Here is a 23436-nt window from a genome sequence, read left to right as displayed (position 1 = left end):
GCGCGCTCCTGCGCGCGCTCGACGCCGTCACCGCCGAGCGGGCCGAGGACGCCGTCCTCAGCGTCCGCGGCCTCACCGTCCGCTTCCGGCTGCGTGGCGGCCGCACCGTCGACGCCGTCAGCGACGCCGACTTCGACCTCGCGGCGGGGGAGTGCCTCGCCCTGGTCGGCGAGAGCGGCTGCGGCAAGTCCGTCCTCGCCTCCGCCCTCCTCGGCCTCCTCCCGGGCAACGCCGAGACCTCCGGCACGGCCCTGCTCGCGAGCCCCGACGGCCGGGACGGCACCGACCTGCTCGCCGCCGACGAGAAGACCCTCGCCCGCACCGTACGGGGCCGCCGCGCCGGCCTCGTACCGCAGAGCCCCGCCGCCCACCTCACCCCCGTCCGCACCGTGCGGTCCCAGCTGGAGGAGACCGTCCGCGCCCTCACCGGCGCCTCCCGCCGCGCCCGGCGCGCGGCCGCCGAGGCCGCCGCGGAGCGGACCGCCTTCCCCGCCGACCACCTCGACCGCTACCCGCACGAGCTCTCCGGCGGCCTCGCCCAGCGGGCCGCCACCGCCCTCGCCCTCATCGGCGACGCCCGGCTGCTGCTCGCCGACGAACCCACCACCGGCCTCGACCGCGACCTCGTCGACCGCACCGCCGACGAACTGCGCCGCCACGCCGACGACGGCCGCGCCCTCCTCCTCATCACCCACGACCTCGCCGCCGCCGAACGCGTCGCGGACCGCGTCGCCGTCATGTACGCGGGCCGGATCGTCGAGATCGCCCCCGCCCACCGCTTCTTCGGCCCCGTCGGCCCCCGCCACCCCTACGCCCGGGGCCTGCTCGACGCCCTGCCCGACCGGGCCTTCGCCCCCATCCCCGGCATGCCCCCGGAACTCACCGACCTGCCCGGCGGCTGTGCCTTCGCCCCGCGCTGCCCGCGCGCCACCGACCTCTGCGCCACCCGTCCCGAGCCCACGGCCGGGGTGGCCTGCCACCACCCGGAGCACCCCCGTGCTTGAACTCGACGCCGTCACCGCCGGCTACGACCGCCGCGCCCCCGTCTTCCGGGGCGCCTCCCTCTCCGTCGCCCCCGGCGAGTCCGTCGGCCTCCTCGGCCCCAGCGGCTGCGGCAAGTCCACCCTCGCCCGGGTCGCCGCGCTCCTCCACCGCCCCGAGGCGGGCCGGCTCGTCCTGGACGGCACCGAGGTACGGGCCTGGCGCCACCGCGCCCCGCGCGAGCTGCGCACCGCCGTCGGCGTCGTCTTCCAGCAGCCCCGCACCGCCGCCGACCCCCGGCTCACCCTCGCCGACCTCGTCGTCGAACCGCTGCGCGCCACCGGCCGCCGCGCCGAGGCCGCCGCGCGCCTGGCCGAGCTGGCCCCGGCCGTCGGCCTCACCCCCGACCTGCTCGTCCGCCGCCCCCACGAGGTCAGCGACGGACAGCTCCAGCGCGCCTGCCTCGCCCGCGCCCTGACCCTGCGCCCCCGCTGGCTGATCTGCGACGAGATGACCGCCATGCTCGACGCCTCCACCACGGCGGCCCTGGTCGCCGCCGTCGAGGCCTACCGCGCGGAGACCGGCGCGGGCCTCCTCGCCGTCGGCCACGACCGCGTCCTCCTGAACCGCTGGTGCGACCGCACGGTGGAGTGGAAGGACTGCCTGCCGGCCGGGAGGTGACCGCCCCGGAGGCCCCCGGCCCGGATCTCACCCGGATGGCCGCCCCGCCATACGCCCGGACGGAGCGCTCATTCCGCCACACTGTCCGCCGAAAGCCGCAATTCCGGTGCGGTGTCGGAGGGACGTGAACGCGATGGCCGTTTCCATTTCCGTGGTGCTGCTCCTGCTGATCCTGGCCGTGATCTTCCTGCGGAACGGCGGTCTCAAGCTCTCGCACGCGATCGTCTGCGCCCTGCTCGGCTTCTTCCTCGCGGGCACCAGCATGGCGCCCACCATCCACGAGGGCGTCGCCGCCACCGCCGACGTGGTCTCCAGCCTCAAGCCGTGACCCCCGGGCGCGGGGCGGGTCATTCCATCTCGGGCATCTCGCCCACCGTGGTCCTCATGTCGATCACGGCGAAGGCGGCCCCCTGCGGGTCCAGGATCGCCGCGAACCGGCCGAACGGGCTGTCCATCGGCCCGAAGACCTTCCGCCCGGAGAGCCGCTCCGCCGCCTCCACGGCCTTGTCGCAGTTGTCGACGGCGAAGTAGATCTGGATGTACGAGGGGACCTCCGGCGGGAAGTCGTCGGTCATCGTCATCCGCCCGAGGACCGGGTCGCCCCCCAGGTCGAAGACCCGGTAGTCGACCTCCTGGTCCTTCATCGTCTTCGAGCCGTAGCCGAAGACGGAGGTGAAGAAGGCGTCGGACTTCTCCGGCTCCCGGGTGAACACCTCCGCCCAGGCGTACGAGCCGGTCTCGCCCTCCAGCTCGAAGCCCCGGTGCTTCCCCGGCTGCCAGACGCCGAACACGACGCCCGCCGGGTCCCGCGCGAGGCACATCGTCCCGGAGTCCCCGATCCGCATCGGCTCCATCAGGACGGTGCCGCCCGCGGTCCGGATCCGCTCCGCGGCGGCGGCGGCGTCCGGCGAGGAGAAGTAGAGACACCAGGCCGACTGCGGCGGGGTGTCCTGCCCCGGCATCGGCGGGACGACTGCCGCGACCGCCTTCCCGTTCCTGTACGCCTCCGTGTAGTCGCCGAACTCCGTGGACGCCTCGGCGAAGGTCCAGCCGAGCACGTCCTCGTAGAACGTCTTGGCGGCCTCGGCGTCGGTGAACATCGCGTCGGTCCAGACCGGCGTGCCTTCAGGTCGTGCGGCCATGACGGTGACTCTCCTCCGGTCGACGGGGTCTTCCTGTGAGCCACGCTAGTCAGGGCCGCCGCACCCCGCGCGGCGACGCGGAGCGCCGCCGGACCGGACGTCAGCCGGGCAGCCGCCCCATCGCGTACCGGTGGAACGGACCGCCGGGGATCGGCAGGTCCGGGCGCCACATCCGCAGCACCTGCGCCGAGGGCAGGAACAGCGCCTCCGGAAGCCGGTCCGGGGCCGTCCACTCCCAGTGCCCGACCTTGTCGGGCTCGGTCGCGGCCGGCGTCCCGCGGAAGGCGCCCACCGCCGTGGCCACGGTCATCCGGGTCACGCGGTCGGAGGTGACCGAGTCCAGGATCAGCCCCAGGACCTCCACGTCGGCCGCGTCCGCGACGAGCGCCGTCTCCTCGGCCAGCTCGCGGACCGCCGCGGCCTCCACGGACTCGCCCGGCTCGACCTTGCCGCCCGGCAGCTCCCACACCCCGGAGCGGTGGAGCCCGAGCAGGACCCGGCCGGAGGCGTCGGTCACGACGACCCCCGCCCCGAGGGAGGCGTGGGCGGTCGGCGGCTGGACGTTGCGCCGGGCCGAAGCCGCGGACGCCCGGTCGGAGGCGGTCATGGCACCCCTTCTACCAGTCCCGCCTCAGTCCGCGGGCGCCGGGGGCACCACCGCCACCGGGCAGTGGGCCCCGTGCAGCACCGCGTGGGCGACGGAACCGACGAGCAGCGAGCCGAGGCGGTGCCGGTGGTGCCGCCCCACGACCAGCAGACCCGCGTCCCGCGAGCCCTCCACGAGCCGCCCCGCCGCGTCCCCCGGCACCACCACCGGGCGCAGCTCCACGTCCGGCCACCGCGCGACGAAGGGCCGCAGCCGCTCCTCCTGCTCCCGCTCCGCCCCCCGTACGAGCTCCTCGGCGTCGTCCGCGAGGGGCAGCGGGGGCGGCACCTGGAGCGCCGGGGACGGCGCGGCGAGCAGGGCGCCCTGCGGCGGGGGCAGCCGGAACGCGGTCACGGCCTCCAGCGGCACGCCCCGGTGGTGCGCCTCCTCGAACGCGAAGGCCGGCACCTGGTCCGGGGACTCCTCGGGATGCAGCCCCAGAAGCACCCGCCCCGCCCCCGGCCCGCCCTCCGGGACGGCCGTCCGGGCCTCGTGCGGGACGACGACGAGCGGACAGGGGGCGCTCGCGGCCAGGGTGCGGCTCGTCGAGCCGAGCAGCGCGCTCGCGAAACCGCCGCGGCCCCGGGAGCCGGTCACCAGGAGGCGGGCGCCCCGGGCCACCGCCGCCAGGGCGTCGGTCACGGACCCGTCGAGGGACTCGTACCGCACGGGGACGCGGGGCCCGCGCCGCTCCATTCCGGCCGCCACGCCGTTCAGCACCGTGTCGGGAAGCTCCGGCGCTCCGCCCAGGGACTCGATGCGGGCCGTGCCGAGCTGGAGCTCCTCGGGGCGGACGTGGACCACGACCAGCGGGGAGCCGGAGCCCTCCGCGGTGCCCAGGGCCCACTCCAGGGCCCGGAGCCCGTGCTCGGACCCGTCCACGCCGACGACGACCGGCGGCCGGTGTGCGGTGCTCGCGTCCCTCGCGAGGGGGTGATCACTCATGAGGGGATGACTCCCTCACCGGCCCCCGCGCCACACCGGTCCGGCCCGGTCGTGACCGGGCCGGAGGAGGACGGCGGACGCGGGGGAGGGGACCGCGCTTCCCGAGCGGGGGGTCAGGCCTCCTGCGCGCGGCGCGCCCGCTCCTCGTCGCGCTCCTTGATGCGGGCGGTCTCCTTGCGGACCTCTGCCTGCGTGGCCCGCTCCTTCCGCAGCCACTCGGGCGACTCCTGCTTGAGCGCGTCGATCTGCTCCGTGGTGAGGGGCTCGGTGATGCCGCCGCGCGCGAGACCGGCGATGGAGACGCCCAGCTTCGACGCGACCACCGGGCGGGGGTGCGGACCGTTCTTCCGGAGTTCCTGGAGCCAGGCGGGCGGGTTCGCCTGGAGCTCGTTCAGCTCGGTGCGCGAGACGACACCCTCCTGGAACTCCGCGGGGGTGGCCTCGAGGTACACACCCAGCTTCTTCGCCGCGGTCGCGGGCTTCATCGTCTGGGTGTTCTGGTGCGACGTCATGCGACCAGGGTATCGAGCATGTGGACGGACTCCGACCACGGCGGCTACCGGTAACCTGGCGGAGTGACAGGCACGGACGCTTCCTCCTCGGACCCCACCCCGGACCCTTCCTCCGGCTCCTCCCCGGAGACCCCTTCGTTCCGGCTCGCGTACGTGCCGGGCGTGACCCCCTCGAAGTGGGTGGGGATCTGGAAGGAGCGCCTGCCCGACGTGCCGCTGACCCTCCACGCCGTGACCCCGGCCGAGGCGTTCGGCGTGCTCCGGGAGGGCGCGGCGGACGCCGGCCTCGTGCGGCTCCCCGTCGACGGGGACGACCTCAGCGCGATCCCGCTCTACACCGAGACGACGGTCGTCGTCGTCCCCAAGGACCACCTGTTCGCGGCGGTCGAGGAGGTCTCGGCGGACGACCTCGCCGAGGAGCTCGTCCTGCACCCCCTCGACGACACCCTCGGCTGGGAGCGCCCGCCGGGCCGCCCGGCGTTCGAGCGCCCCGCGACCACCGCCGACGCGATCGAGCTCGTCGCGGCCGGGGTCGGCGTGCTCGCCGTCCCGCAGTCCCTCGCCCGGCTGCACCACCGCAAGGACCTCACCTACCGGACGCTCGACGGCGTCCCGCAGTCGCGCGTCGCCCTGTCCTGGCCGGCCGCCGACGAGGCGCCCGACCTGGTGGAGGAGTTCATCGGCATCGTGCGCGGCCGGACGGTGAACAGCACCCGGGGCCGCCGCGCGGAGGAGCGCAAGGGCCGGAAGGAGCAGAAGCCCGCCACGTCCGGGAAGCCCGCCAAGTCCGGGAAGCCGGCGGCCGGTTCCCGGACCTCCACCTCCGGGCGGCCCTCGGCCCGCAAGGGCGGCACCGGGGGCTCCGCGCGCGGCGGCCGGAGCGGGAAGCCCCGCCGCAGGTCCTGAGCCCCGGCCCGGGTGTCCGCCCGCCGGACACGCCCCGCCCGCCGTACGGGCCCTCGCCATACTGGCCCCTCCCGATCACAGGGATCGCACTGATCACACAGGAGGAGCTTTGGCCGCCAGTTTCAGGACCGTCGTCGAGGTGGGCCCTGACCACCTCGACCAGGCCCGGTCCATCGACCGGTTGTTCCAGGAGGCGATCGCCCCGGCGACCGTCAACTTCGACTTCGAGGCGATACGGGAGGCGGCCGCCGCCGTCCCGGACAGCACCGTGGTGCGGATGATCAGGGGCTGGGGGCTCCAGGAGCACGCCCCCGTCCTCGTCATGGTCCTCTCCCTCAAGGAGGCCGTCCGGCAGGCGCTCCCGCCCGAGTGCGCGGACGCCGGCTTCTGGGCCACCGTCGAGCGGGAGCTCGTCGCCGCCTTCACGGGGCTCGCCGCCCAGGAGGGGCAGCCCGGACTCTCCTTCTACGAGGAGTCCGGGGAGCGCACCCGCTTCTACCGGGACCTGTTCTTCGCCCTCCAGGACGAGGAGACCGGGGAGCACATGTACGCCCTGGCCTTCTGCGTGGACGTGACCGTCGAGCTGCCGAAGGCGGAGGCCGTCGCGCTCGACCTGACGGACGTCGTGCCCTTCGCGGTGCGGCTGAACGCGATCGTGATCCGCCAGACCCTGGACCTCGTGGCCTGACGGCCCGCCCGGTCACGCACCGCACCGCACCGCCGGCCCGCCGTCCCGGGCCGGACCCCCGTACCGCCCGGGAAGACGCCCCGCGGTAGGGACCGCCCGGAGCCCGGACCGCCCGCCGCTCAGACCGGCCGCCGCTCAGACCGGCCGGCGCCAGCGGCCGCCCCGCGCCGCCGCGACCAGCTCCGGCACCGTCGCCAGCTTGACCCTGGGACGGCCCGCGTCCCGCCCCCGCGCCCGCTCGGTCCGGTCGATGGCCGCGAGGCCGCGCGCGTCGACGAGGCCCTCGCTGCGGCTCCTGGCCAGCCTGCGGAACTCCGCCGACGTGCCCGTCGGCTTCGGCAGCGTCCCCGCGACCGCGTCCGCCAGCAGCGTCCCGACGGTCTCCTCCGCGCACGCCCGGTTGGCCCCGATGCCGCCGGACGGCCCGCGCTTGATCCAGCCGACGACGTAGGCGCCGGCCACGCCGCCGACCCGGCCCGCCTCGTGCGGCACCGTGCCGGTGGCCTCGTCGAACGGCAGCCCCGGCAGCGGCACGCCCCGGTAGCCGACGGCCCTGACCAGCAGTCCCGCCCCGATCTCCGCAACGGGCTCCGCGCCGTCCCCGGTCACCCGGACCGCACGCACCGCGTCGGTGCCGAGCGCCTCGACCGGCGCGGAGTGGAAGCGCAGGACGATCCGGCGCCGGTCCGGCGCGGGCGACCGCGTCCAGTCCACCGCCTCCCGGGCCACGCCCCGGAGCAGCGCCGCCTTCTCCCCGGCCGCCGCCGCGTCGATCGCGGCGCCGGTGCGCGGGTCCCGGTCGTCGACGACCAGGTCCACGCCCGGGAGGTGCTTGAGGGCGAGCAGTTCGGAGGCCGTGTACGCGGCGTCCCCGGGCCCCCGGCGGCCGAGCAGCACCACCTCGCGGACCCGGGCGCCGTTCAGGGCGGCGAGGGCGTGGTCGGCGATGTCGGTGCCGGCGAGGTCGGCCGGGTCCATGACGAGGACGCGGGCCACGTCGAGCGCCACGTTGCCGTTGCCGACCACCACGACCCGCTCGGCGGAGAGCGGGACGGCGTCCGCGCCGGTCTCCGGGTGCGCGTTGTACCAGGAGACGACGGAGGCCGCGGAGACGCTGCCCGGCAGGTCCTCGCCGGGGATGCCGAGCCGCCGGTCGGAGGGCGCGCCCACCGCGTAGACCACCGCGTCGTGGTGGGCGGCCAGCTCCTCGGCGGTGACGTCCCGGCCGATCTCCACGCCGAGCCGCATCCGGACGCGGGGGTGGGAGTGGAAGCGGGCGAAGGTCTCCCCGGCGCCCCTGGTCGCCGGGTGGTCGGGCGCCACGCCGTAGCGGACCAGACCGCCGGCCACCGGCAGCCGGTCGATCAGGGTCACCTCGGCGTTGGTGTGCAGGAGCAGGTCCTCGGCGGCGTACATGCCGGCCGGTCCCGTGCCGACGACCGCGATCCGCAGCGGGGCGAAGTCGGACGGGAGCGAGCGCGGGAAGGCGGGCTCGCCCCAGGTGTGGAAGTTGGGCGAGGCCACGGCCGGGCCGGGCGTGCGCTCCGCGTAGTACTCCGCGTTGATCGCCTCGTACTCCCGCAGCCGGCCGGTGAGGCGGTCGGCCGGGAAGATGGCGTCGACCGGGCAGGCGTCGGCGCAGGCGCCGCAGTCGATGCAGGCCTTGGGGTCGATGTACAGCATCTCCGTGGTGCCGAAGTCCGGTTCCCCGGGCGTCGGATGGATGCAGTTGACCGGGCAGACGGCGACGCAGGTCGCGTCGTTGCAGCAGGTCTGGGTGATCGCGTAGGTCATCTCGTCGACTCGGTTCGGGTGCGGGGCAGGGGGACGGACGGGGCGGGAGCGGACGCGGGCTCAGATCAGGCTGGCGCGCCTGTAGATGAGGAGCGCGGGCCGGGTGAGCAGCCGGGCCGAGGCGAGGAACTCCATGAGCCCGGCGCAGCTGGAGCGGAGCTGGGACTTGTAGTGCTCGTTGGCCGCGGCCTCGCGGCGCGCCCGCTCCGGGTCGAGTCCGGCCTGCGCGTACACGTCGGGGCTGACCATGCTGGTGACGATGTAGTACGAGGCGATGGCGACGACCAGGGCGTGGAAGTGGCGGCGGGCCGTGCTCGCCCGCGCGAGGCGGCGGCGCGTCTCGTCCCGGGCGAACTTCATGTGCCGGGACTCCTCGACCACGTGGATGTTGCTGATGGTGCGCACGAAGGGGGCGACCCGCTCGTCGCGCATCCAGTCGCGCTGCATGACGTCGAGGACCTCCTCGGCGACGAGGATCGCGGCGTACGCGGCCTCGCCGAAGCCCACCGTCTTGAAGGCGCGGCCCAGTTCGAGCACCGCGCGGCGCGGGCGGTAGGCGGGGGCGCCGAGCTTCGCGGAGCCGCGGCCGAACATGATCGAGTGGCGGCACTCGTCCGCGATCTCGGTCAGCGCCCACTGGAACCGGGGGTCGGTGGGGTCCTTCGCGTACATGTCCCGCAGCACCATCTGCTGGAGGATCATCTCGAACCAGATGCCGGTGCTGGCGACCGAGGCGGCCTCCTGCCGGGTCAGCTCCTTGCGCTGCTCCTCGGTCATCTCGTTCCAGTAGGCCGTGCCGTAGAGGCTGTTCCACTCGGGGCTCTGGCCGTGGAAGTCCTTGTCGAGGGGGGTGTCCCAGTCCACCTCGGTGGCGGGGTCGTACGAGAGCTTGGCCGCGGACCGGAGCAGGCGTTCGGCCACGTCCGCTTCCGAGACGTTCCCGTCCTCGGCTCCGTCGTGGCTGTCCGGACGAACGGTGCTGCTTGCCATGGTGCGGCTCCTTGGGTCGCGATCGACTCGGAGGCTTGTTAGACACCCCGTCTAGCAAGCTTGTTGGACGGAACGTATAGCAAGGGGCCCGGGTAGGCCTACCCCTCGGTAAGGACTTGTTTCCGAAACCTCTCCCCGCGCACGCGCGCGAGCCCCTTTCCGGGCGCACGCGAACGGGGCCGGAGCGCCTGGGCGGCTGCTCCGGCCCCGTCAGGGGGTCGCGCGGTGTCAGAAGGTCAGGTTCCAGGCGTCGATCCTGCCCGAGTCCTGGCTCGCGTTGTCGTTCACGCGCAGCTTCCAGACCCCGTTCGCCACCTCGGACGAGGCGTTGACGGTGTAGGTCTGGACGATGTCGTCCGCGCTGCCGCCGGTCCGGTTGTGCAGCGTGTAGACGCTGCCGTCCGGGGCCACCAGGTCGACCTTCAGGTCACCGATGTAGGTGTGCTTGATGTCCACGCCCACCTTGAGGGCGGCCGGCGCGTTGCCCGTCACGCCGCTGACGGTGAGGGGGCTCTCGACCGTGGTGTTGTCGGGGACCGTCACGTCCGTCAGGTTCTCGAAGTACTTCCCGGGCGGCGGGGTCGAGCCGCCGACGGCCTTCAGGGCGTCGACCGAGCCCTCGCCGAAGAAGCCGTTCTTGGTCGCGGTGCCCTTGCAGCGGGTGTCCGACGGGCAGGCCCTGTCGGTCGCCTGGACGCCCAGCTGGTCCCGGATCTGCGCCGGGGTGAAGGACGGGTTCGCGCTCGCGATCAGCGCCGCGACGCCGGCCACGTGCGGGGAGGCCATCGAGGTGCCGTTCATGTTGCCGTACTTGCCGCCCGGGAGCGTCGAGTAGACGCCCGAGGAGCCGTCGCCGCCCGGGGCCGCGATGTCGATCACGCCGTTGCCGAAGTTCGAGTACGAGGCCTTGGCGCCGCCGTTGCCCTGCGCGGCGACGGTCACGACGCCCGGCAGCTCGGTCGGGATGTCGATGCAGGCGTTGGTGATGGTGCGGGTGACCGGGGTCGAGTCGTTGGGGCTCGCCGTGTCGGTCGTCTTGTTCGCCAGGTCGTAGTTGGAGTTGCCCGCGGCGGCGACCTGGAGCGAGCCCTTGCCCTCGGCGTACTCCTGCGCCCGGCGGACGCCCTCGATGATGGCGGCCTGGTCCAGGTCGTCCGGGCAGTTGAACTGCCACGGATCCGTGTAGTAGCTGTTGTTGGTGACCTTGAAGCCGTGGTCGCCGGCCCAGACGAAGCCGCAGATCGTGTTCTCCGCGAAGAACAGCGTGCTGCCCGGCTCCGCGATGCGGACCGAGGAGACCTTCACGCCCGGCGCGACGCCGATGACGCCCTTGCCGTTCTTGGCGGCGGCGATCGTGCCGGCCACGTGCGTGCCGTGGGTGTCGACGTCGCGCCAGGCGCCCGCGCGGGCGTCCGCCTTGCCGTAGGCGCAGGAGGCCGAGTCGGCGGCATTGAAGTTGGGCGCGATGTCCTGGTGCTGGTCGTCCACGCCGGTGTCCAGGACGCCGACCTTCACCGACGCCGAACCGGTGGTGACGGCCCAGGCCTGGTCGGCCTTGATCTGCGTCATGTCCCAGCGGTTGGACTCGGTGAGCGTCGTCGCCGACTGCGACGGGTTGGCCGGGAGCGCCGGGTTGTAGGCGTCGGCCGGGACGTCGGACGTCCGGGTCGCGCCGACCTGCTGGACGCCGGAGACCGTGCGCATCGAGGAGGCGAACGACGCGGACGTCGAGTGCGCCACGATCACGCCGATCGCGTCGTAGGTGGCGAAGACCGAGCCGCCCTTGGTCGCCACGGAGCCGCTCACGGCGGCGGTGCCGCCGGGGGCCGTGATCACCAGGTACGCGCGCGTGCCCGCGGCCCAGGCGGCCGGGGCGGCGGCGGGGGCCGCCTTCGCGGTGGCCGTGCTCGGGGTGGTGGCCGTGCTCGCCCCCGTCGAACGGGCCGCGACGGGCGCGGTGTCCGACGTTGCTGCGTGGGCGAGTCCGGCGGGGGTGGCGAGCGCCATGATCGTGCCGAGGGCCGCGACGGATATGGCCGAGGTTCTCGACCGGCCGGCCGTCCGGCCGGATATGAGGGAAAACATTGCGTCCTCCGATGGCCCGGTGGCGTCTGGGACGCCCGCCGGGCCCTGTGATGTGTGGGGTGGACGCAAGATCCCAGAATCGCCCCCCGGAAGGAAGTGTTCTGTCCGAGAAGCCCGTTCGCGTTACGCACTTTTGATCGAACAGCGTCAAGACGACGAAATTTCCCGGACACCTGTCCATGTATGCTGGACACCTGTCCAGCAAGTGTGAGCGGTGGGAGACGGCGATGGAGACGACGGCGAACGTGCTGGTGGGCCTGGTGGCCGCCCTGCACGTGTACATCCTGGTTCTGGAGATGTTCCTGTGGGAGAAGGGACCGGGACGCGGACTGTCCGGCTTCGACGCCGAGTTGGCCCGCGCGACCGCCCCGCTCGCCGCGAACCAGGGCCTCTACAACGGCTTCCTGGCCGCCGGCCTCGTCTGGGGCCTGATCGCCGGGGACCCCACGGGCCACCGGGTCCAGGTCTTCTTCCTCTCCTGCGTCCTCGTCGCCGGCCTGTACGGCGGCCTCACCGCGAACCGCCGCATCCTGGTCGCCCAGGCACTGCCGGGCGCGCTGGCCCTCGGCGCCGTCCTGGCCGCCGGATGACCCCGGCCGCCGAGGACCCCCGGGCCGCCCGGACCCGGGCCCGGCTCCGCCGCTCCCTCCTCGACGCCTGCGCGGAACGCCCGCTGACCGAGGTCACCGTCGCCGCGCTGGTGCGCCGGGCGGGGATCGGCCGCGCCACCTTCTACCTCCACTACGCGGACCTGGAGGCGCTGGCCGTCGACGCCTGCGCCGACGTGGTCCGCGACGCGGTCGACGCCCTGCACGCCTGGCGCGGCGCGCCCGATCCGGAGGCCCCGCCGCCCGCGCTGCTCGACTTCTTCGCCGGACTCGCCCCGCACGCCGGGCTCTACCGGGAGCTGCTGCGCCCGGGCGGCGGCGGGCCGCTCGGCCGCGTCCTCCACGAGGACCTGCGCGCCCGCAGCCTCGCCGAACGGACCCTGGTCGGCGCCCCGGAGCCCGGCCTCGTCGCGTCGGCCGTGGCCGCGGCCTTCGCCGGGGTGCTCGCCGACTGGCTGCACGGCCTCGTGGAGGGCGCTCCCGGGGAGATCGCCCACCGGGTCTGGCGCCTCCTGATCGCCCTGCACCGGACGCCGTTGCCGTAGCCGTGACCGCAGACCGGGACCGCCGGCCGGAACCCCGTACGGGCCCCGGCCGGCGGTCCGGGTGCCGCTACTTGAGGTACGGTCCGGCGGTGCCGATCCGGCCGGGGCCGTTCAGGACGTACACCCGCAGGTTGCCCTTGCCGGGTGCCGCGACCGTGAGGGTCCCGTTCGTGACGGTCCGGACGTCGCCGGTGACGGCGTCGGTGTACGTGCCGTTGGGGACGCCGGTGTAGGTGGCGCCGCCCGAGACCGTGACGAGCGCGAAGCTGTCCGTGCCCGCGTCGGTGTAGCGGCGCTTGAACGCCATGCCGCCCGAGACGCCCTCCGTCGAGTACTGGCCCGTCTGGAGCGCGGGGACCGCGCGGCGGATCTGGTTGAGCCGCTGCACGTGCCGGACCAGGGGCTGCTGGAGGGTGGTGGCGACGGTGCCGGACGCCGACGCGACCGTGGAGAAGTCGGAGGCGGTGACGGAGCCGGCGAGGTGCGCGCCGAAGTAGGCGCGGCCGGTGCCGGCGAGCGGGCAGGACGGCCCGCAGTCGATCTTCTTCCCCTTCTGGAACTCGATCTCGGAGCCGTAGTACAGCGTCGGGATGCCGCGGAAGGTCCACATCAGGGACATGTTCTCGGCCCAGGCGTCGGTGCCGCCCGCGTACCGCTCGCTCGACTTGTTGGGGCCGTAGTCGTGGCTGTCGACGTAGACGACGTTGTAGGTGGCGTCGTTGTAGCTGTCGTCGGAGTCCTTGCCGTTGGAGAAGGCGTTCTGCGCGTCGCCGAAGTTCATGTGCATGCGCATGTCGATGACGTTCATGCCGGAGGAGCGGCTGTGGTCGGGCGCGTGGTAGCTGTTGCCGTTCAGGAAGGCGTTGGTGGACGTGGGCTGGTTCCCCGTGCCCTGCTGCTGTTCGTACTCGTACATCTCCAGGGCGGCCCTGCCGTCGTCGAGGTCGTACTCCTTCCGCTCCTTCCAGGTGTAGAACTGCGCCGAGTGGTTCACCGAGCCGCGGTTCCACTTGTCGTTGACGAAGGCGGCGACCTCGCCGAAGACGAAGAAGTTCTTCGCGGCCTCCGCGCCGTGGCGCCGGGCCACCCGTTCCTGGATCGCGGGCAGGAAGCGGCGGTTCCAGGTGGTGCGCGGGATGTGCACGGCGGTGTCGACGCGGAAGCCGTCGACGCCCATGTCGATGTACTTGTCGTACGCGCCGATCAGGTAGTTCTGCACGGCCGGGTTCTCGGTGTTCAAGTCCGCCAGGTCCTCGTGGAGCCAGCAGGAACGGGAGTCCTCGCCCTCCCAGTTGCCGATCCAACACTGGTGGTAGAGCGCCTTCGGGAACATGCCGGACGTGGGGCTCGGCCACTGGCAGTTGTAGACCGTGTAGCCCTCGGCGCTCTTCCCGCCGGTCGGCTTCCCCCAGTTCACACAGGTGTTGCCGGTCGGCTCGGCCGTCGACCACAGGTCGCCGTTGTAGTACGACTTGCCGCTCTTCGGGTCGACCGTCAGGCCGTCGTACTCGAAGCCGGGCTGCCTCTCGTCGTAGTACCAGCTCCACTGGCCGTCCCGCACTCCGTACACGGTGGGCGTGAACAGGCCCTTGGCGCCCCAGCGGGAGGAGTGGTTGTAGACGACGTCCTGGTAGATCTTCATGCCCTTGGCGTGGGCGGCGTCGATCAGGTCCTGGTAGGAGGCGCCGGCCGACTCCAGGCGCGGGTCGACCTGGTAGAAGTCCCAGCCGTGGTAGCCGTGGTAGTCGTAGTCCGAGCGGTTGAGGACGACCGGGGTGACCCAGATCGCCGAGAAGCCGAGGCCCTTGACGTAGTCGAGCTTCTGGATCAGGCCCTTGAAGTCGCCCCGGAACATGGGGTCGTCGTTGGCCGCGTTGCCCGACTTGACGTGCTGGCTCCCGCCCCGGTTGTTCGACGGGTCGCCGTCGTTGAAGCGGGCGGTGAGGACGAAGTAGATCGGGTCCTTGCGCGGGTCGGTGCCCAGCGGCTTGCCGTTCGCCGGGGCGGTGGGCCTGTCGCCCGTGGTCGCGGTGGCGGGGGAGGAGGCGGCGGAGACGTTCCCGGCGGCGTCCACGGCCCGCACCGTGTAGGTGTACGCGGTCCGTTCGGCCAGACCGGTGTCGGAGAGGACCGTGGAGCCGACGTCGGTGACGACCGTGCCGCCGCCCCCGGTGCGGGTGACCTGGTACCCGGTGACGCCCCGGTCGTCGGTGGACGGGTTCCAGGCGAGCAGGACGGAGGTGCCGTCGGCCGTCGCGGTGAGGCCGGCGGGGGCGGTGGGGGCCCGGGTGTCGGGCGGGGTGGCGGCGCAGGGGTCGGCGGCGTTCGCCGTCACCGCCCGGTTCAGGACGGTGGAGACGCCCGCGCCGAGGGCGTAGTCGGAGCCGCCGTTGTTGTCCCAGGTGCCGTTGCCGTTGTTGAAGGCGGCCTTGAGGCCGGTGGCCGTCCCGAGGTCGATCTCCCGCTTCCACCAGCCGGCGCAGGCGGCCTGCATGCCGACGCCGGGGGCGGCGGTCCAGGCGCCGCCCGTCGGCTGGTAGTGGACGTTGGCGGTGGACCAGCCGAGGGAGGCGGTGGAGTAGTAGACGGTGGCCTTGCGGGACTCGGCGGGCGGGGTGTCGGCGCAGGGGTCGGAGTGGGCGACGGCCCCGTCCCTGACGGTGACGGCGCCCGTGCCCAGGGCGTAGTCCTTGCCGCCGTTGTTGTCCCAGGTGCCGTTGCCGTCGTTGAAGGCGGCCCGGAGGCCGGCGGCCGTTCCCAGGGTGACGGTCTTCTTCACCCAGCCGGTGCAGGCGGCCTCCATGGCGGTGCCGGGGACGGTGGTCCAGGAGCCGCCGTCGGGCGCGTAGTGGAGGTTGTACCGGGCCCAGTTCTTCGTCTTCGTCCAGTAGTAGACCGTCGTCGTGCCCTCGACGGCGGCGGCGACGGGGGCGGTGTGCGGGGAGGGGGCGTCGGGGGGTGCGGCGACGAGGCCGAGGAGGCCGGCGGCGACGGCCAGGGCGGCGACGGCGCGCGCCGGTGGCCGGGTGCGGGTGCGTGTCATCTGAATCTCCAGACGGGGCCGCGCGTCCGGGCAGACCTCTGCCCGGGAAGGGGGGCGAAGCCTGATGGAAACGCAGTCGGAAAGTTGCAGAAACATCTTGCGCTGGCCGGAAGTTACCGCCGGTCGTCCCGTGCGTAAAGGGTTTCGACGCGGCGGGTTCTGCCTCGGCGGGCATGCCTGCGGGGCCCTCGACGGCCGCGATGCCCGCGACCGTCGAGGGCCCCGACGGGACTTTCCGCCCTCCTGCGCCTACTCGACGGAAGGGGCGGCCGACAGTGGCCGGACCCTCTTCAGGGGCGCGGCCAGGGCCGGCCCTCCAGGCGTTCGATGTCGCGGTTGAAGCGTTCCAGGAAGGCGGCGAAGCGGGAGACGTCCTCGGGGGACCAGTGCTCCATCACGCGTTCCAGGCCCGCGACGTTCGAGGCGCGGTCGGCCTCCAGGCGCCGTTCGCCCTCCTCCGTGATGCGGAACTTGCGGGCGATGCCGCCGTCGGGGTCGGGGATGCGCTCCACGACGCCGGCGCGCAGCATCGCGGCGGTCTGCCGGTTGAGGGTGGACGCATCGAGGCCGAAGGCCTCGCCGAGCTGCCCGATGGACATCGGACCGTGCATGCGGATGCGGCTCAGCAGGACGTACGCGCTGCGGTCGAGCCGGTCGCCGCCCGCGCGGGAGCGGGGCGCGTACAGGTGCGCGTGCCGGCCGAGCAGCATGGTCTCGAACTCGACCAGGTCGGTGGGCTTGTTTACGGGCTTGTCCATGGGGGCATTCTCTCCTGCGGCGATCCTATGTGCATCATGCATGGTTTGTGTATTCAGCATGCAATGTGCATGATGCATACGCATCGTCGTGAAGACCCAGGGAGAAACACGTGGACGGCTCCAAGCCCGACGCCCGACCAGGAGGCGTCGTCGGCGTCCTCGCCCTCGCCGGCATCGTGGCCGCACTGATGCAGACCCTGGTGGTGCCGCTCATCGGCGACCTCCCCCGGCTGCTCGGCACCACCCCCTCCAACGCCTCCTGGGTGATCACCGCCACCCTCCTCGCGGGCGCCGTCGCCACCCCCGTCGCCGGCCGGCTCGGCGACACCCTCGGCAAGCGGCGGGTCCTGCTCGTCTCCGTGGTCCCGCTCGTCGCCGGCTCTGTCGTCTGCGCCCTCTCCTCCTCCGTCGTCCCGATGATCGTCGGACGCGGCCTCCAGGGCCTCGGCATGGGCGTCGTGCCCCTCGGCATCAGCCTGCTGCGCGACATCATGCCGCCGGAGAGGCTGGGCGGGTCCATCGCCCTCATGAGCGCCTCCATGGGCGTCGGCGGCGCCCTCGGCCTGCCCTTCTCCGCCGCCGTCGCCGAGAACGCCAGCTGGCGCGTCCTCTTCTGGGTCGCCGCCGGCCTCAGCGTCCTCGTCGGCGCCCTGATCTGGCGCGTCGCCCCCGCGGGCCGCCGCGCCGCCGCCCCCGGCCGCTTCGACCTGCCCGGCGCGCTCGGCCTCGGCACCGGACTCGTCGCCCTGCTGCTCGCCGTCTCCAAGGGCGCGAGCTGGGGCTGGGGCAGCGCCACCACCCTCGGCCTCCTCGCCGTCGCGGTCGTCGTCCTGCTCGCCTGGGGCGCGTGGGAGCTCCGCACCCCCGACCCCCTCGTCGACCTGCGGGTCACCGCCCGCCCGGTCGTCCTCATGACCAACGCCGCCTCGGTCCTGGTCGGCTTCGCCATGTACGCGCAGTCCCTGGTCGTCCCCCAGCTCTTCCAGCTGCCCGAGGCCACCGGCTACGGCCTCGGCCAGTCGATGATGGCCATGGGCCTGTGGATGGCCCCGGCCGGCCTGATGATGATGGTCCTGGCCCCGCTCGGCGCCAAGCTCTCGGCCGCCCGCGGCCCCAAGGTCACGCTCTCCGTCGGCGCCCTCGTCATCTCCGCCGGCTACGGCTCCTCCCTCGCCCTGATGGGCTCCACCTGGGGCCTGCTCGCCGTCACCCTCGTCTGCAACACCGGCGTCGGACTCGCCTACGGGGCCATGCCGGCGCTCATCATGGGCGCGGTGCCGCAGGAGGAGACCGCCTCGGCCAACAGCTTCAACACCCTGATGCGCTCCATCGGCACCTCCGTCTCCGCCGCCGTCATCGGCGTCGTCCTCGCCCAGATGACCACCACCCTCGGCGGCCATGCGCTGCCCTCGGAGGACGGCTTCCGCGTCGCCATGCTCATCGGCTGCGGGGTCGGCCTCGCGGCGGCGGTCGTCGCCGCCCTCATCCCGGCCCGGTTCGCCGCCGACCCCGCCGAGAAGGACGGGACGGCGGCCGTACGCGCCCCCTCCGGGGCCGAAGCCCCCGCCTGACCCGCGCCCCGACCGGGCGACGCCGACGGGCCCCGGCGGCCGTGGACCACACGGCCGCCGGGGCCCGTCGGGAAGACCGGGGGAGCGCGCCCCTCAGTCCTCCGCCTCCAGCGTGAACAGCGCCCCTTCCGGGTCCCGCACCACCGCGCGCCGGGCACCGCCGTCCGGCTCGCGCACCCCGCCCCACTCACCGCCCGGCACCACCGAGCCGCCGTGCTTCGGGACCGCCGCCTCCGCCGCCTCCAGATCCGGCACCCGGAAGCGCACGAGCCAGCGCGGCCGCAGCTGCGGTCTGGGGGAGGCGGACTCGACCGGGCCGCTGTTCAGCCGGGCGACGGCCTCGCCGTCGCGTCGCAGGACCACCCGGTCGTCCTCGTACGACACCTCGCAGGAGCCCGGGACGGCGTCCGCCCACCGGAGCACCCCGCCGTAGAAGACGGCCGCGTCGAACGCGTTGCGGGTGTGCAGCTCCAGCCAGGCCGGCGACTGCCGCTCGCCCACGTGCCAGCGCGACACCAGCCGTCCCTCCCACACCCCGAACGCCGCGCCCTCAGGATCGGTGGCGAGCGCCGCGCGGCCCCGGGGCGGAAACGCGACCGGCCCCACGCCGACCGTGCCGCCGCGCTCCCGGATCCGCGCGACCGCCGCGTCGGCGTCGTCGACGGCGAAGAAGACCGTCCAGGCCACCGGCACCTGCATCTCCGCCGCCACGGCCGCGATCCCGGCCACCGGCACCCCGTCCCGCTCGCCCACCACGTACGCCTCGCCGAGGGCTCCGCGCCGGAACGTCCAGCCCAGCACGGCCCCGTAGAACCGCTCCGCCGTACCCAGGTCCCGTGCGGACAGGTTCAGCCAGCAGGGAGCCCCCATCGCCTCTCCGGTCGTCGGCCCCGCCACCGGCGCCACCTCCTCGTCGTCCTGCGTCCAGAGCGTGTCCGTCCACCAGAGTGCCCCCTGCGTCCAGAGTGCGCCGTGCGCCCCTTCCCGGCCCCGCCGGTCCTCATGCGCGGATTCACCCGCGTGCCGCCGATCACCACCCGGCCGAGGGGGAGACGGGGCGGTGACGGAACGGACCCGGCGCGCTCAGTGGACCGCGTGCGCCGCCCGGGCCGCGTAGGCGCGGACGTCCGCGTCGGGGTCGTCGGCCGCCCCGGCCAGGGCGGTCCGGGCCGCCGGGTCGTCCCGGTGCGCGAGGAGCGAGAGGACGGCCGCCTTCCGCACGTCCGCGTTCGGGTCCGCGAGCACCGGTGCCAGGACCGGCACGGCCAGGCCCGCCGGGGCCGCCCGGAGCGCGGTCGCCGCCCCGGCCCGCACCTGCCAGGCGGGGGCGCCGAGCGCGGCGGCGGCCCGCGCCGCGTACTCGGGCGGGCAGCCGGTGCCGGCCAGGGCGGCCAGGGCCGCGCCCCCGACCAGCGGATCGGCGTCGTCGAGCAGCGGCGCGAGCGGACCGGGCCGGGGGTCCCGCACGGCCGCGAGGCCCCGGGCCACCGCGACCCGCACCTCGCGCGCCGGGTCGGCCGCCGCCCGCGCCAGCTCCGCGACCGCGTCCACCGAGACCAGGGCCCGGACGGCCCCGACCCGTACGTCCACCTCCGGGTCGGCGAGCGCCGCCGCGTACAGCGGGGCGTCCCCGAGCCGCAGCGCCCGCAGGACGTCGAGCGCGGCGGTCCGCACGCCCGGATCGGGCACGCCGAGGGCCTCCCGCAGGCCGTCCCCGAGCACCGGCTCCGCCGGCAGCACCTCGACCAGCTCGCGCAGGGCGGCCGAGGCGGCGGCCCGCACCCGGGGCGAGCCGTCCCGCAGCCGCGCGGCGAGCGCCGGACCGGTCCCGGCCGGAGCGGTCTCCCCGAGGGCGGTGACGGCGGCGGCCCGCACCGCCGGATCGGCGTCCTCCAGGTACGGGCCGAGCACGTCGAGACCGGGGGAGTCCTCGACGAGCCCGAGCAGTTCGAGGAGCCGGGGAGAGGGCGCCGCGGCGGGGCCCTCCGCCGGGTCCGGCACTGGGCCCTCCGCCGCCGTGACGGCCCCGTCCGCGGCCGGACGCGCCGCCGGGACCGCCTCCCGGGGCCCCGCCGTGGCCACCGGCACGAGCTCCACCTCGCCCAGGTGCCGCTCGGGGCCGCCCGGCGGCGCGAACTCCGGCACCGGCACCAGGTACGGCTCCACCGGCCGCGCCGTGAACTCCATCGCCCCCGAAGGGGACTTGCGCAGGTCCAGGTGGTGCAGCCAGTCCGCGTCGTCCCGCTCCGGGTGGTCGAGCCGCTCGTGGTAGAGCCCCCACCGCGACTCCGTCCGGGCCAGCGAGGCCCGCGCCGCCATCTCCGCGCAGTCCCGGATGAACGACACCTCCGCGCACCGCATCAGCTCGTGGGCCGTGCGCGCCCCCATCCCGGCGATCTCCCGCGACATCCGGTCGAACGCCTCCACCGCGAGGGACAGCTTCGCGCCCGTCTTCGGCGGCGCCACGTAGTCGTTGACGAACCGCCGCAGCTTGTACTCGACCTGCGGCTGCGGAGGACCGGACGGATTCCGCAGCGGCCGGTAGATCAACTCGTGCGCGTCCAGGACCTGCCGCCGGTCGAGCTCCCCCTCGTACGCCGTGTACCGCGCCGCGTCCTCGCCCGCCAGGTCGCCGAAGACGAACGCGCCGATCATGTAGTTGTGCGGCACGGAGGCGAGGTCGCCGGCCGCGTACAGCCGGGGCACGGTCGTCCGGGCGTGCGCGTCCACCCGTACCCCCGAGGCCGAATGGCCCCCGCACAGACCGATCTCGGAGATGTGCATCTCGATGTCGTGCGTCCGGTAGTCGTGGCCCCGCCCCTCGTGGAACGTCCCCCGGGTGGGGCGCTCCGTGGTGTGCAGGATCGACTCGACCGCGCCGACGGTCTCCTCGGGGAGGTGGCTCAGCTTCAGGTACACCGGCCCCCGGTCCGAGGCGAGTTCGGCCGCGAACTCGGCCATCATCTGACCCGACCAGTAGTCCGACTCCACGAACCGCTCGCCGTGCCGGTTCACCTGGTACCCGCCGAACGGGTTGGCGACGTAGGCGCACGCCGGCCCGTTGTAGTCCTTGATCAGCGGATTGACCTGGAAGCACTCGATCCCGGTGAGCGCCGCGCCCGCGTGGTACGCCATCGCGTAGCCGTCGCCCGCGTTCGTCGGGTTCTCGTACGTGCCGTACAGATAGCCCGACGCGGGCAGCCCGAGCCGCCCGCAGGCGCCCGTCGCCAGGATCACGGCCCCGGCCCGCACGAGGACGAACTCGCCCGTGCGGGTGTGGAACCCGGCGACGCCGACGGCCCGCCCGTCGTCCGGGTGGGTGAGCACCCGGACCGGCATCACCCGGTTCTCGATCCGGATCCGCTCCCGCATCTCGCGCCGCCGCAGCTGCCGGTAGAGGACCTTCTTGACGTCCTTGCCCTCCGGCATCGGCAGCACGTACGAACCGGACCGGTGCACCTGCCGGACCGCGTACTCGCCGTGCTCGTCCTTCTCGAACTTCACCCCGTACGACTCCAGGCGCCGCACCATCGCGAAGCCCCGGGTCGCCGTCTGCCGGACGGTGGACTGGTCCACGAGGCCGTCGTTGGCGCGGGTGATCTCGGCGACGTAGTCGTCCGGTTCGGCCCGGCCCGGCACGACCGCGTTGTTGACGCCGTCCATCCCCATGGCGAGGGCACCGGAGTGCCGGACGTGCGCCTTCTCCAGGAGCAGCACGTTCGCCCCGCGTCCGGCGGCGGTCAGCGCGGCCATCGTGCCGGCGGTCCCGCCGCCGACCACGAGCACGTCGCAGGAGAGCTCGGTCGCGCCGGCGGGGTCGGGGACGGTCAGGGGGGTGTCCACGGAGGAGCCTTTCGGGGTGCGGAGGGGTGCGGAGGGTTGTGGAGGGGGCGGGGCGGGTCCGGCCGGGGGCGTCCGTCAGAGGGAGTCGAGGACGCGGCGGCGCAGCGCGGCCGTCGCGGGCGCGTGCAGGGCGTCCCGCGCACGGGGGTGCGGGACGTCCAGGACCTCGCCGGACGCGAACAGGGCGACCCGGTCACCGAGGTGGAGCGCCTCGTCCACGTCGTGCGTGACGAAGACGACGGTCGCGCCCGTCCCGCGCAGGATCTCCACCAGGAGGTCCTGCATCCCGGCCCGGGTGTGCGCGTCCAGCGCGCCGAACGGCTCGTCCATCAGGACCGCCCGGGGCCGGCCGGCCAGGGCGCGGGCGAGCTGGACCCGCTGCCGCTGCCCGCCGGACAGCTGGTGCGGCAGCCTGGCGGCGTGCCCGGCGAGCCCGACCCGCTCCAGCCACTCCTCCGCCGAACGGCGCCGCTCGGCCCGGGGGACCCGGCGGATCGCCAGCGGCAGCTCCACGTTGGCGCGGACCGTCCGCCACGGCAGCAGGGCGTCGTGCTGGAAGACGAGCGCCCGGTCGGCGCCGGGCCCGCGCACCGGCTCCCCGTCCTGCGCGACCCGCCCCTCCAGGGGCGGCAGCAGCCCGGCGAGCGTGCGCAGCAGGGTCGTCTTGCCGCAGCCGGAGGGGCCGACGACGGCGAGGAGTTCGCCGGGCGCGATCCGCAGCTCCACGGGGCCGGACACGGGGGATCCGTCCGGATGCCCCAACCGGGCCCCGTGCAGGGCGAGTTCCGCGCCCGTGGCGTTCACCGTGCTCGTGGCGCTCATGGCACCGGCTCCTTCTCGGGCAGGGGTACGGAACGGGAGGGCGTGCGGGCGGGAGCGGCGGGAGCCGGGGCGACCGCCGTACGGCCCGGCCCGGCGCCCCGTTCGGCCGGGCGCGGCAGCCAGGAGGTGACTCGGCGGCCGAGCGTCTCCACGGCGGTGGAGGTGAGCCAGCCGAGCGCGCCGATGGTGGCCATGCCGACGAAGACCCCGGGGTAGTCGACGACCGTGTAGTCCTGCCAGGTGCGGTAGCCCACCCCGTACTCGCCGGAGATCATCTCCGCCGAGATCACACAGATCCACGAGACGCCGATCCCCACGGACAGACCGCCGAAGATCCCCGGCAGGGCGCCCGGCAGGACCACCGAGAACAGCACCCGGGCCCGGCTCCCGCCCATGGTCAGCACCGCCTCCTCCCACACCGGGCTCAGGGCCCGCACCGCGTGCCGGGTCGACACGAGCACCGGGAAGAGGGCGGCGGCGCAGGTGATGAAGACGATGCCCTGCTCGTTCGTGGGCAGCAGCAGGATCGCGACCGGGACCAGGGCGATGGCCGGGACGGGCCGCACGGCCTCCACCAGCGGGCCCAGGACGTCGGCGGCCCACCGGGACCGGGCCACGGCCGTCCCGGCCGCCACCCCGAGGACGGCCGCCAGGAGGAACCCGACCGTGATCCGGCGCAGGCTGTGGCCGAGGTCCTGCCAGTACGCCCCGGTGCCGACCCGGTCGGCGAACGCGGAGGCGACCTCCACGACCGTGGGGAACTGCTCGAACCGCAGCCACAGGTTGACGTCCAGGGAGGTCAGGAGCTGCCACAGGCCGAGGGCCGCGAGCGGCGAGGCGATCCGGACCAGCCGGCGCGCCACGGGCGACGGGGCC

Annotated in this window: 21 protein-coding genes; 8 read left to right on the top strand and 13 right to left on the bottom strand. The window is 74.4% G+C overall.

Going from position 1 to position 23436, the window contains the following annotated elements; genetic code table 11:
• The first annotated feature begins 8 nt into the window (after nucleotides 1-8).
• The 3 genes from ACIQKA_RS20195 to ACIQKA_RS20185 all read left to right on the top strand — a co-directional run bounded on the left by ACIQKA_RS20195 (nucleotide 9) and on the right by ACIQKA_RS20185 (nucleotide 1990).
• On the top strand, nucleotides 9-1004 hold the full coding sequence (locus tag ACIQKA_RS20195) for an ABC transporter ATP-binding protein (RefSeq protein ID WP_386368320.1): 996 nt from the start codon (nucleotides 9-11) through the stop codon (nucleotides 1002-1004).
• Entirely contained in the window at nucleotides 997-1662 is a 666-nt protein-coding gene (locus tag ACIQKA_RS20190) for an ABC transporter ATP-binding protein (RefSeq protein WP_383155678.1), read from the top strand. Before ACIQKA_RS20195 ends, ACIQKA_RS20190 begins: the two co-directional genes overlap by 8 nt.
• Nucleotides 1663-1795: 133 nt before the next feature.
• Entirely contained in the window at nucleotides 1796-1990 is a 195-nt protein-coding gene (locus ACIQKA_RS20185; protein WP_030212092.1) for a hypothetical protein, read from the top strand.
• Between the two features lie 19 nt (nucleotides 1991-2009).
• Here ACIQKA_RS20185 and ACIQKA_RS20180 read toward each other — a convergent pair whose 3' ends face one another.
• From ACIQKA_RS20180 to ACIQKA_RS20165, 4 genes are all read right to left on the bottom strand, one after another.
• A complete protein-coding gene (locus ACIQKA_RS20180; RefSeq protein ID WP_383155681.1) occupies nucleotides 2010-2804 on the bottom strand; it encodes a VOC family protein in 795 nt (264 codons plus the stop codon).
• Nucleotides 2805-2904: 100 nt separating this feature from the next.
• Nucleotides 2905-3411 carry an NUDIX domain-containing protein gene (locus ACIQKA_RS20175; protein WP_391095028.1) on the bottom strand — a complete coding sequence of 169 codons (507 nt, stop codon included), beginning with the start codon at nucleotides 3409-3411 and terminating at the stop codon, nucleotides 2905-2907.
• 24 nt (nucleotides 3412-3435) lie between these two features.
• On the bottom strand, nucleotides 3436-4395 hold the full coding sequence (locus tag ACIQKA_RS20170; protein ID WP_391095027.1) for a universal stress protein: 960 nt from the start codon (nucleotides 4393-4395) through the stop codon (nucleotides 3436-3438).
• Between the two features lie 113 nt (nucleotides 4396-4508).
• Nucleotides 4509-4907 (bottom strand): DUF5997 family protein, encoded by a 399-nt coding sequence (locus ACIQKA_RS20165; protein WP_383155687.1) that lies wholly within the window; start codon nucleotides 4905-4907, stop codon nucleotides 4509-4511.
• A 63-nt stretch (nucleotides 4908-4970) separates the two neighbouring features.
• Here ACIQKA_RS20165 and ACIQKA_RS20160 point away from each other — a divergent pair, with 63 nt between their 5' ends.
• Entirely contained in the window at nucleotides 4971-5813 is an 843-nt protein-coding gene (locus ACIQKA_RS20160) for a LysR family transcriptional regulator substrate-binding protein (RefSeq protein WP_402541793.1), read from the top strand.
• 109 nt (nucleotides 5814-5922) lie between these two features.
• Entirely contained in the window at nucleotides 5923-6501 is a 579-nt protein-coding gene (locus ACIQKA_RS20155) for a Type-2Aa cytolytic delta-endotoxin (protein ID WP_402541792.1), read from the top strand.
• Nucleotides 6502-6636: 135 nt separating this feature from the next.
• On the opposite strand, the gene ACIQKA_RS20150 is transcribed toward ACIQKA_RS20155, so the two are convergent.
• The 3 genes from ACIQKA_RS20150 to ACIQKA_RS20140 form a co-directional block, all read right to left on the bottom strand.
• Nucleotides 6637-8295 (bottom strand): FAD-dependent oxidoreductase, encoded by a 1659-nt coding sequence (locus ACIQKA_RS20150; protein ID WP_383443776.1) that lies wholly within the window; start codon nucleotides 8293-8295, stop codon nucleotides 6637-6639.
• Between the two features lie 60 nt (nucleotides 8296-8355).
• The gene (locus ACIQKA_RS20145) at nucleotides 8356-9285 is read right to left on the bottom strand and encodes a diiron oxygenase (protein WP_383155694.1); all 930 of its coding nucleotides are present in this window, start codon (nucleotides 9283-9285) and stop codon (nucleotides 8356-8358) included.
• 228 nt (nucleotides 9286-9513) lie between these two features.
• Nucleotides 9514-11370: a S8 family peptidase gene (locus ACIQKA_RS20140; RefSeq protein ID WP_402541789.1), complete on the bottom strand. Its 1857-nt coding sequence runs from the start codon at nucleotides 11368-11370 to the stop codon at nucleotides 9514-9516.
• A 227-nt stretch (nucleotides 11371-11597) separates the two neighbouring features.
• Between ACIQKA_RS20140 and ACIQKA_RS20135 the strand changes: the two genes are divergently transcribed.
• Together ACIQKA_RS20135 and ACIQKA_RS20130 are read left to right on the top strand one after the other, a co-directional pair.
• Nucleotides 11598-11960 (top strand): DUF1304 domain-containing protein, encoded by a 363-nt coding sequence (locus ACIQKA_RS20135; RefSeq protein ID WP_383436005.1) that lies wholly within the window; start codon nucleotides 11598-11600, stop codon nucleotides 11958-11960.
• A complete protein-coding gene (locus ACIQKA_RS20130) occupies nucleotides 11957-12523 on the top strand; it encodes a TetR/AcrR family transcriptional regulator (RefSeq protein ID WP_383436002.1) in 567 nt (188 codons plus the stop codon). The genes ACIQKA_RS20135 and ACIQKA_RS20130 overlap by 4 nt, the downstream gene beginning before the upstream one ends.
• Nucleotides 12524-12590: 67 nt before the next feature.
• On the opposite strand, the gene ACIQKA_RS20125 is transcribed toward ACIQKA_RS20130, so the two are convergent.
• Both ACIQKA_RS20125 and ACIQKA_RS20120 read right to left on the bottom strand, forming a co-directional pair.
• Nucleotides 12591-15566: a carbohydrate binding domain-containing protein gene (locus ACIQKA_RS20125; protein ID WP_402541788.1), complete on the bottom strand. Its 2976-nt coding sequence runs from the start codon at nucleotides 15564-15566 to the stop codon at nucleotides 12591-12593.
• A gap of 290 nt (nucleotides 15567-15856) precedes the next feature.
• A complete protein-coding gene (locus tag ACIQKA_RS20120) occupies nucleotides 15857-16324 on the bottom strand; it encodes a MarR family winged helix-turn-helix transcriptional regulator (protein WP_402541786.1) in 468 nt (155 codons plus the stop codon).
• Nucleotides 16325-16434: 110 nt separating this feature from the next.
• Between ACIQKA_RS20120 and ACIQKA_RS20115 the strand changes: the two genes are divergently transcribed.
• Entirely contained in the window at nucleotides 16435-17895 is a 1461-nt protein-coding gene (locus tag ACIQKA_RS20115; RefSeq protein ID WP_391095019.1) for an MFS transporter, read from the top strand.
• 93 nt (nucleotides 17896-17988) lie between these two features.
• Here ACIQKA_RS20115 and ACIQKA_RS20110 read toward each other — a convergent pair whose 3' ends face one another.
• The 4 genes from ACIQKA_RS20110 to ACIQKA_RS20095 form a co-directional block, all read right to left on the bottom strand.
• Nucleotides 17989-18801 carry a VOC family protein gene (locus ACIQKA_RS20110; protein ID WP_383156582.1) on the bottom strand — a complete coding sequence of 271 codons (813 nt, stop codon included), beginning with the start codon at nucleotides 18799-18801 and terminating at the stop codon, nucleotides 17989-17991.
• 177 nt (nucleotides 18802-18978) lie between these two features.
• Nucleotides 18979-21738, bottom strand: a complete 2760-nt coding sequence (locus ACIQKA_RS20105) for a fumarate reductase/succinate dehydrogenase flavoprotein subunit (protein WP_383156579.1) — start codon at nucleotides 21736-21738, stop codon at nucleotides 18979-18981.
• Nucleotides 21739-21813: 75 nt separating this feature from the next.
• A complete protein-coding gene (locus tag ACIQKA_RS20100) occupies nucleotides 21814-22560 on the bottom strand; it encodes an ABC transporter ATP-binding protein (protein WP_402541785.1) in 747 nt (248 codons plus the stop codon).
• Nucleotides 22557-23423, bottom strand: coding sequence for an ABC transporter permease (locus ACIQKA_RS20095; RefSeq protein WP_386370837.1), 867 nt, complete (start codon nucleotides 23421-23423; stop codon nucleotides 22557-22559). The genes ACIQKA_RS20100 and ACIQKA_RS20095 overlap by 4 nt, the downstream gene beginning before the upstream one ends.
• Nucleotides 23424-23436 lie beyond the last annotated feature (13 nt).

Source organism: Streptomyces sp. NPDC092045, from assembly GCF_044756005.1.
GTDB lineage: Bacteria > Actinomycetota > Actinomycetes > Streptomycetales > Streptomycetaceae > Streptomyces.
This window is presented reverse-complemented; position numbering and strand designations above follow the sequence as displayed.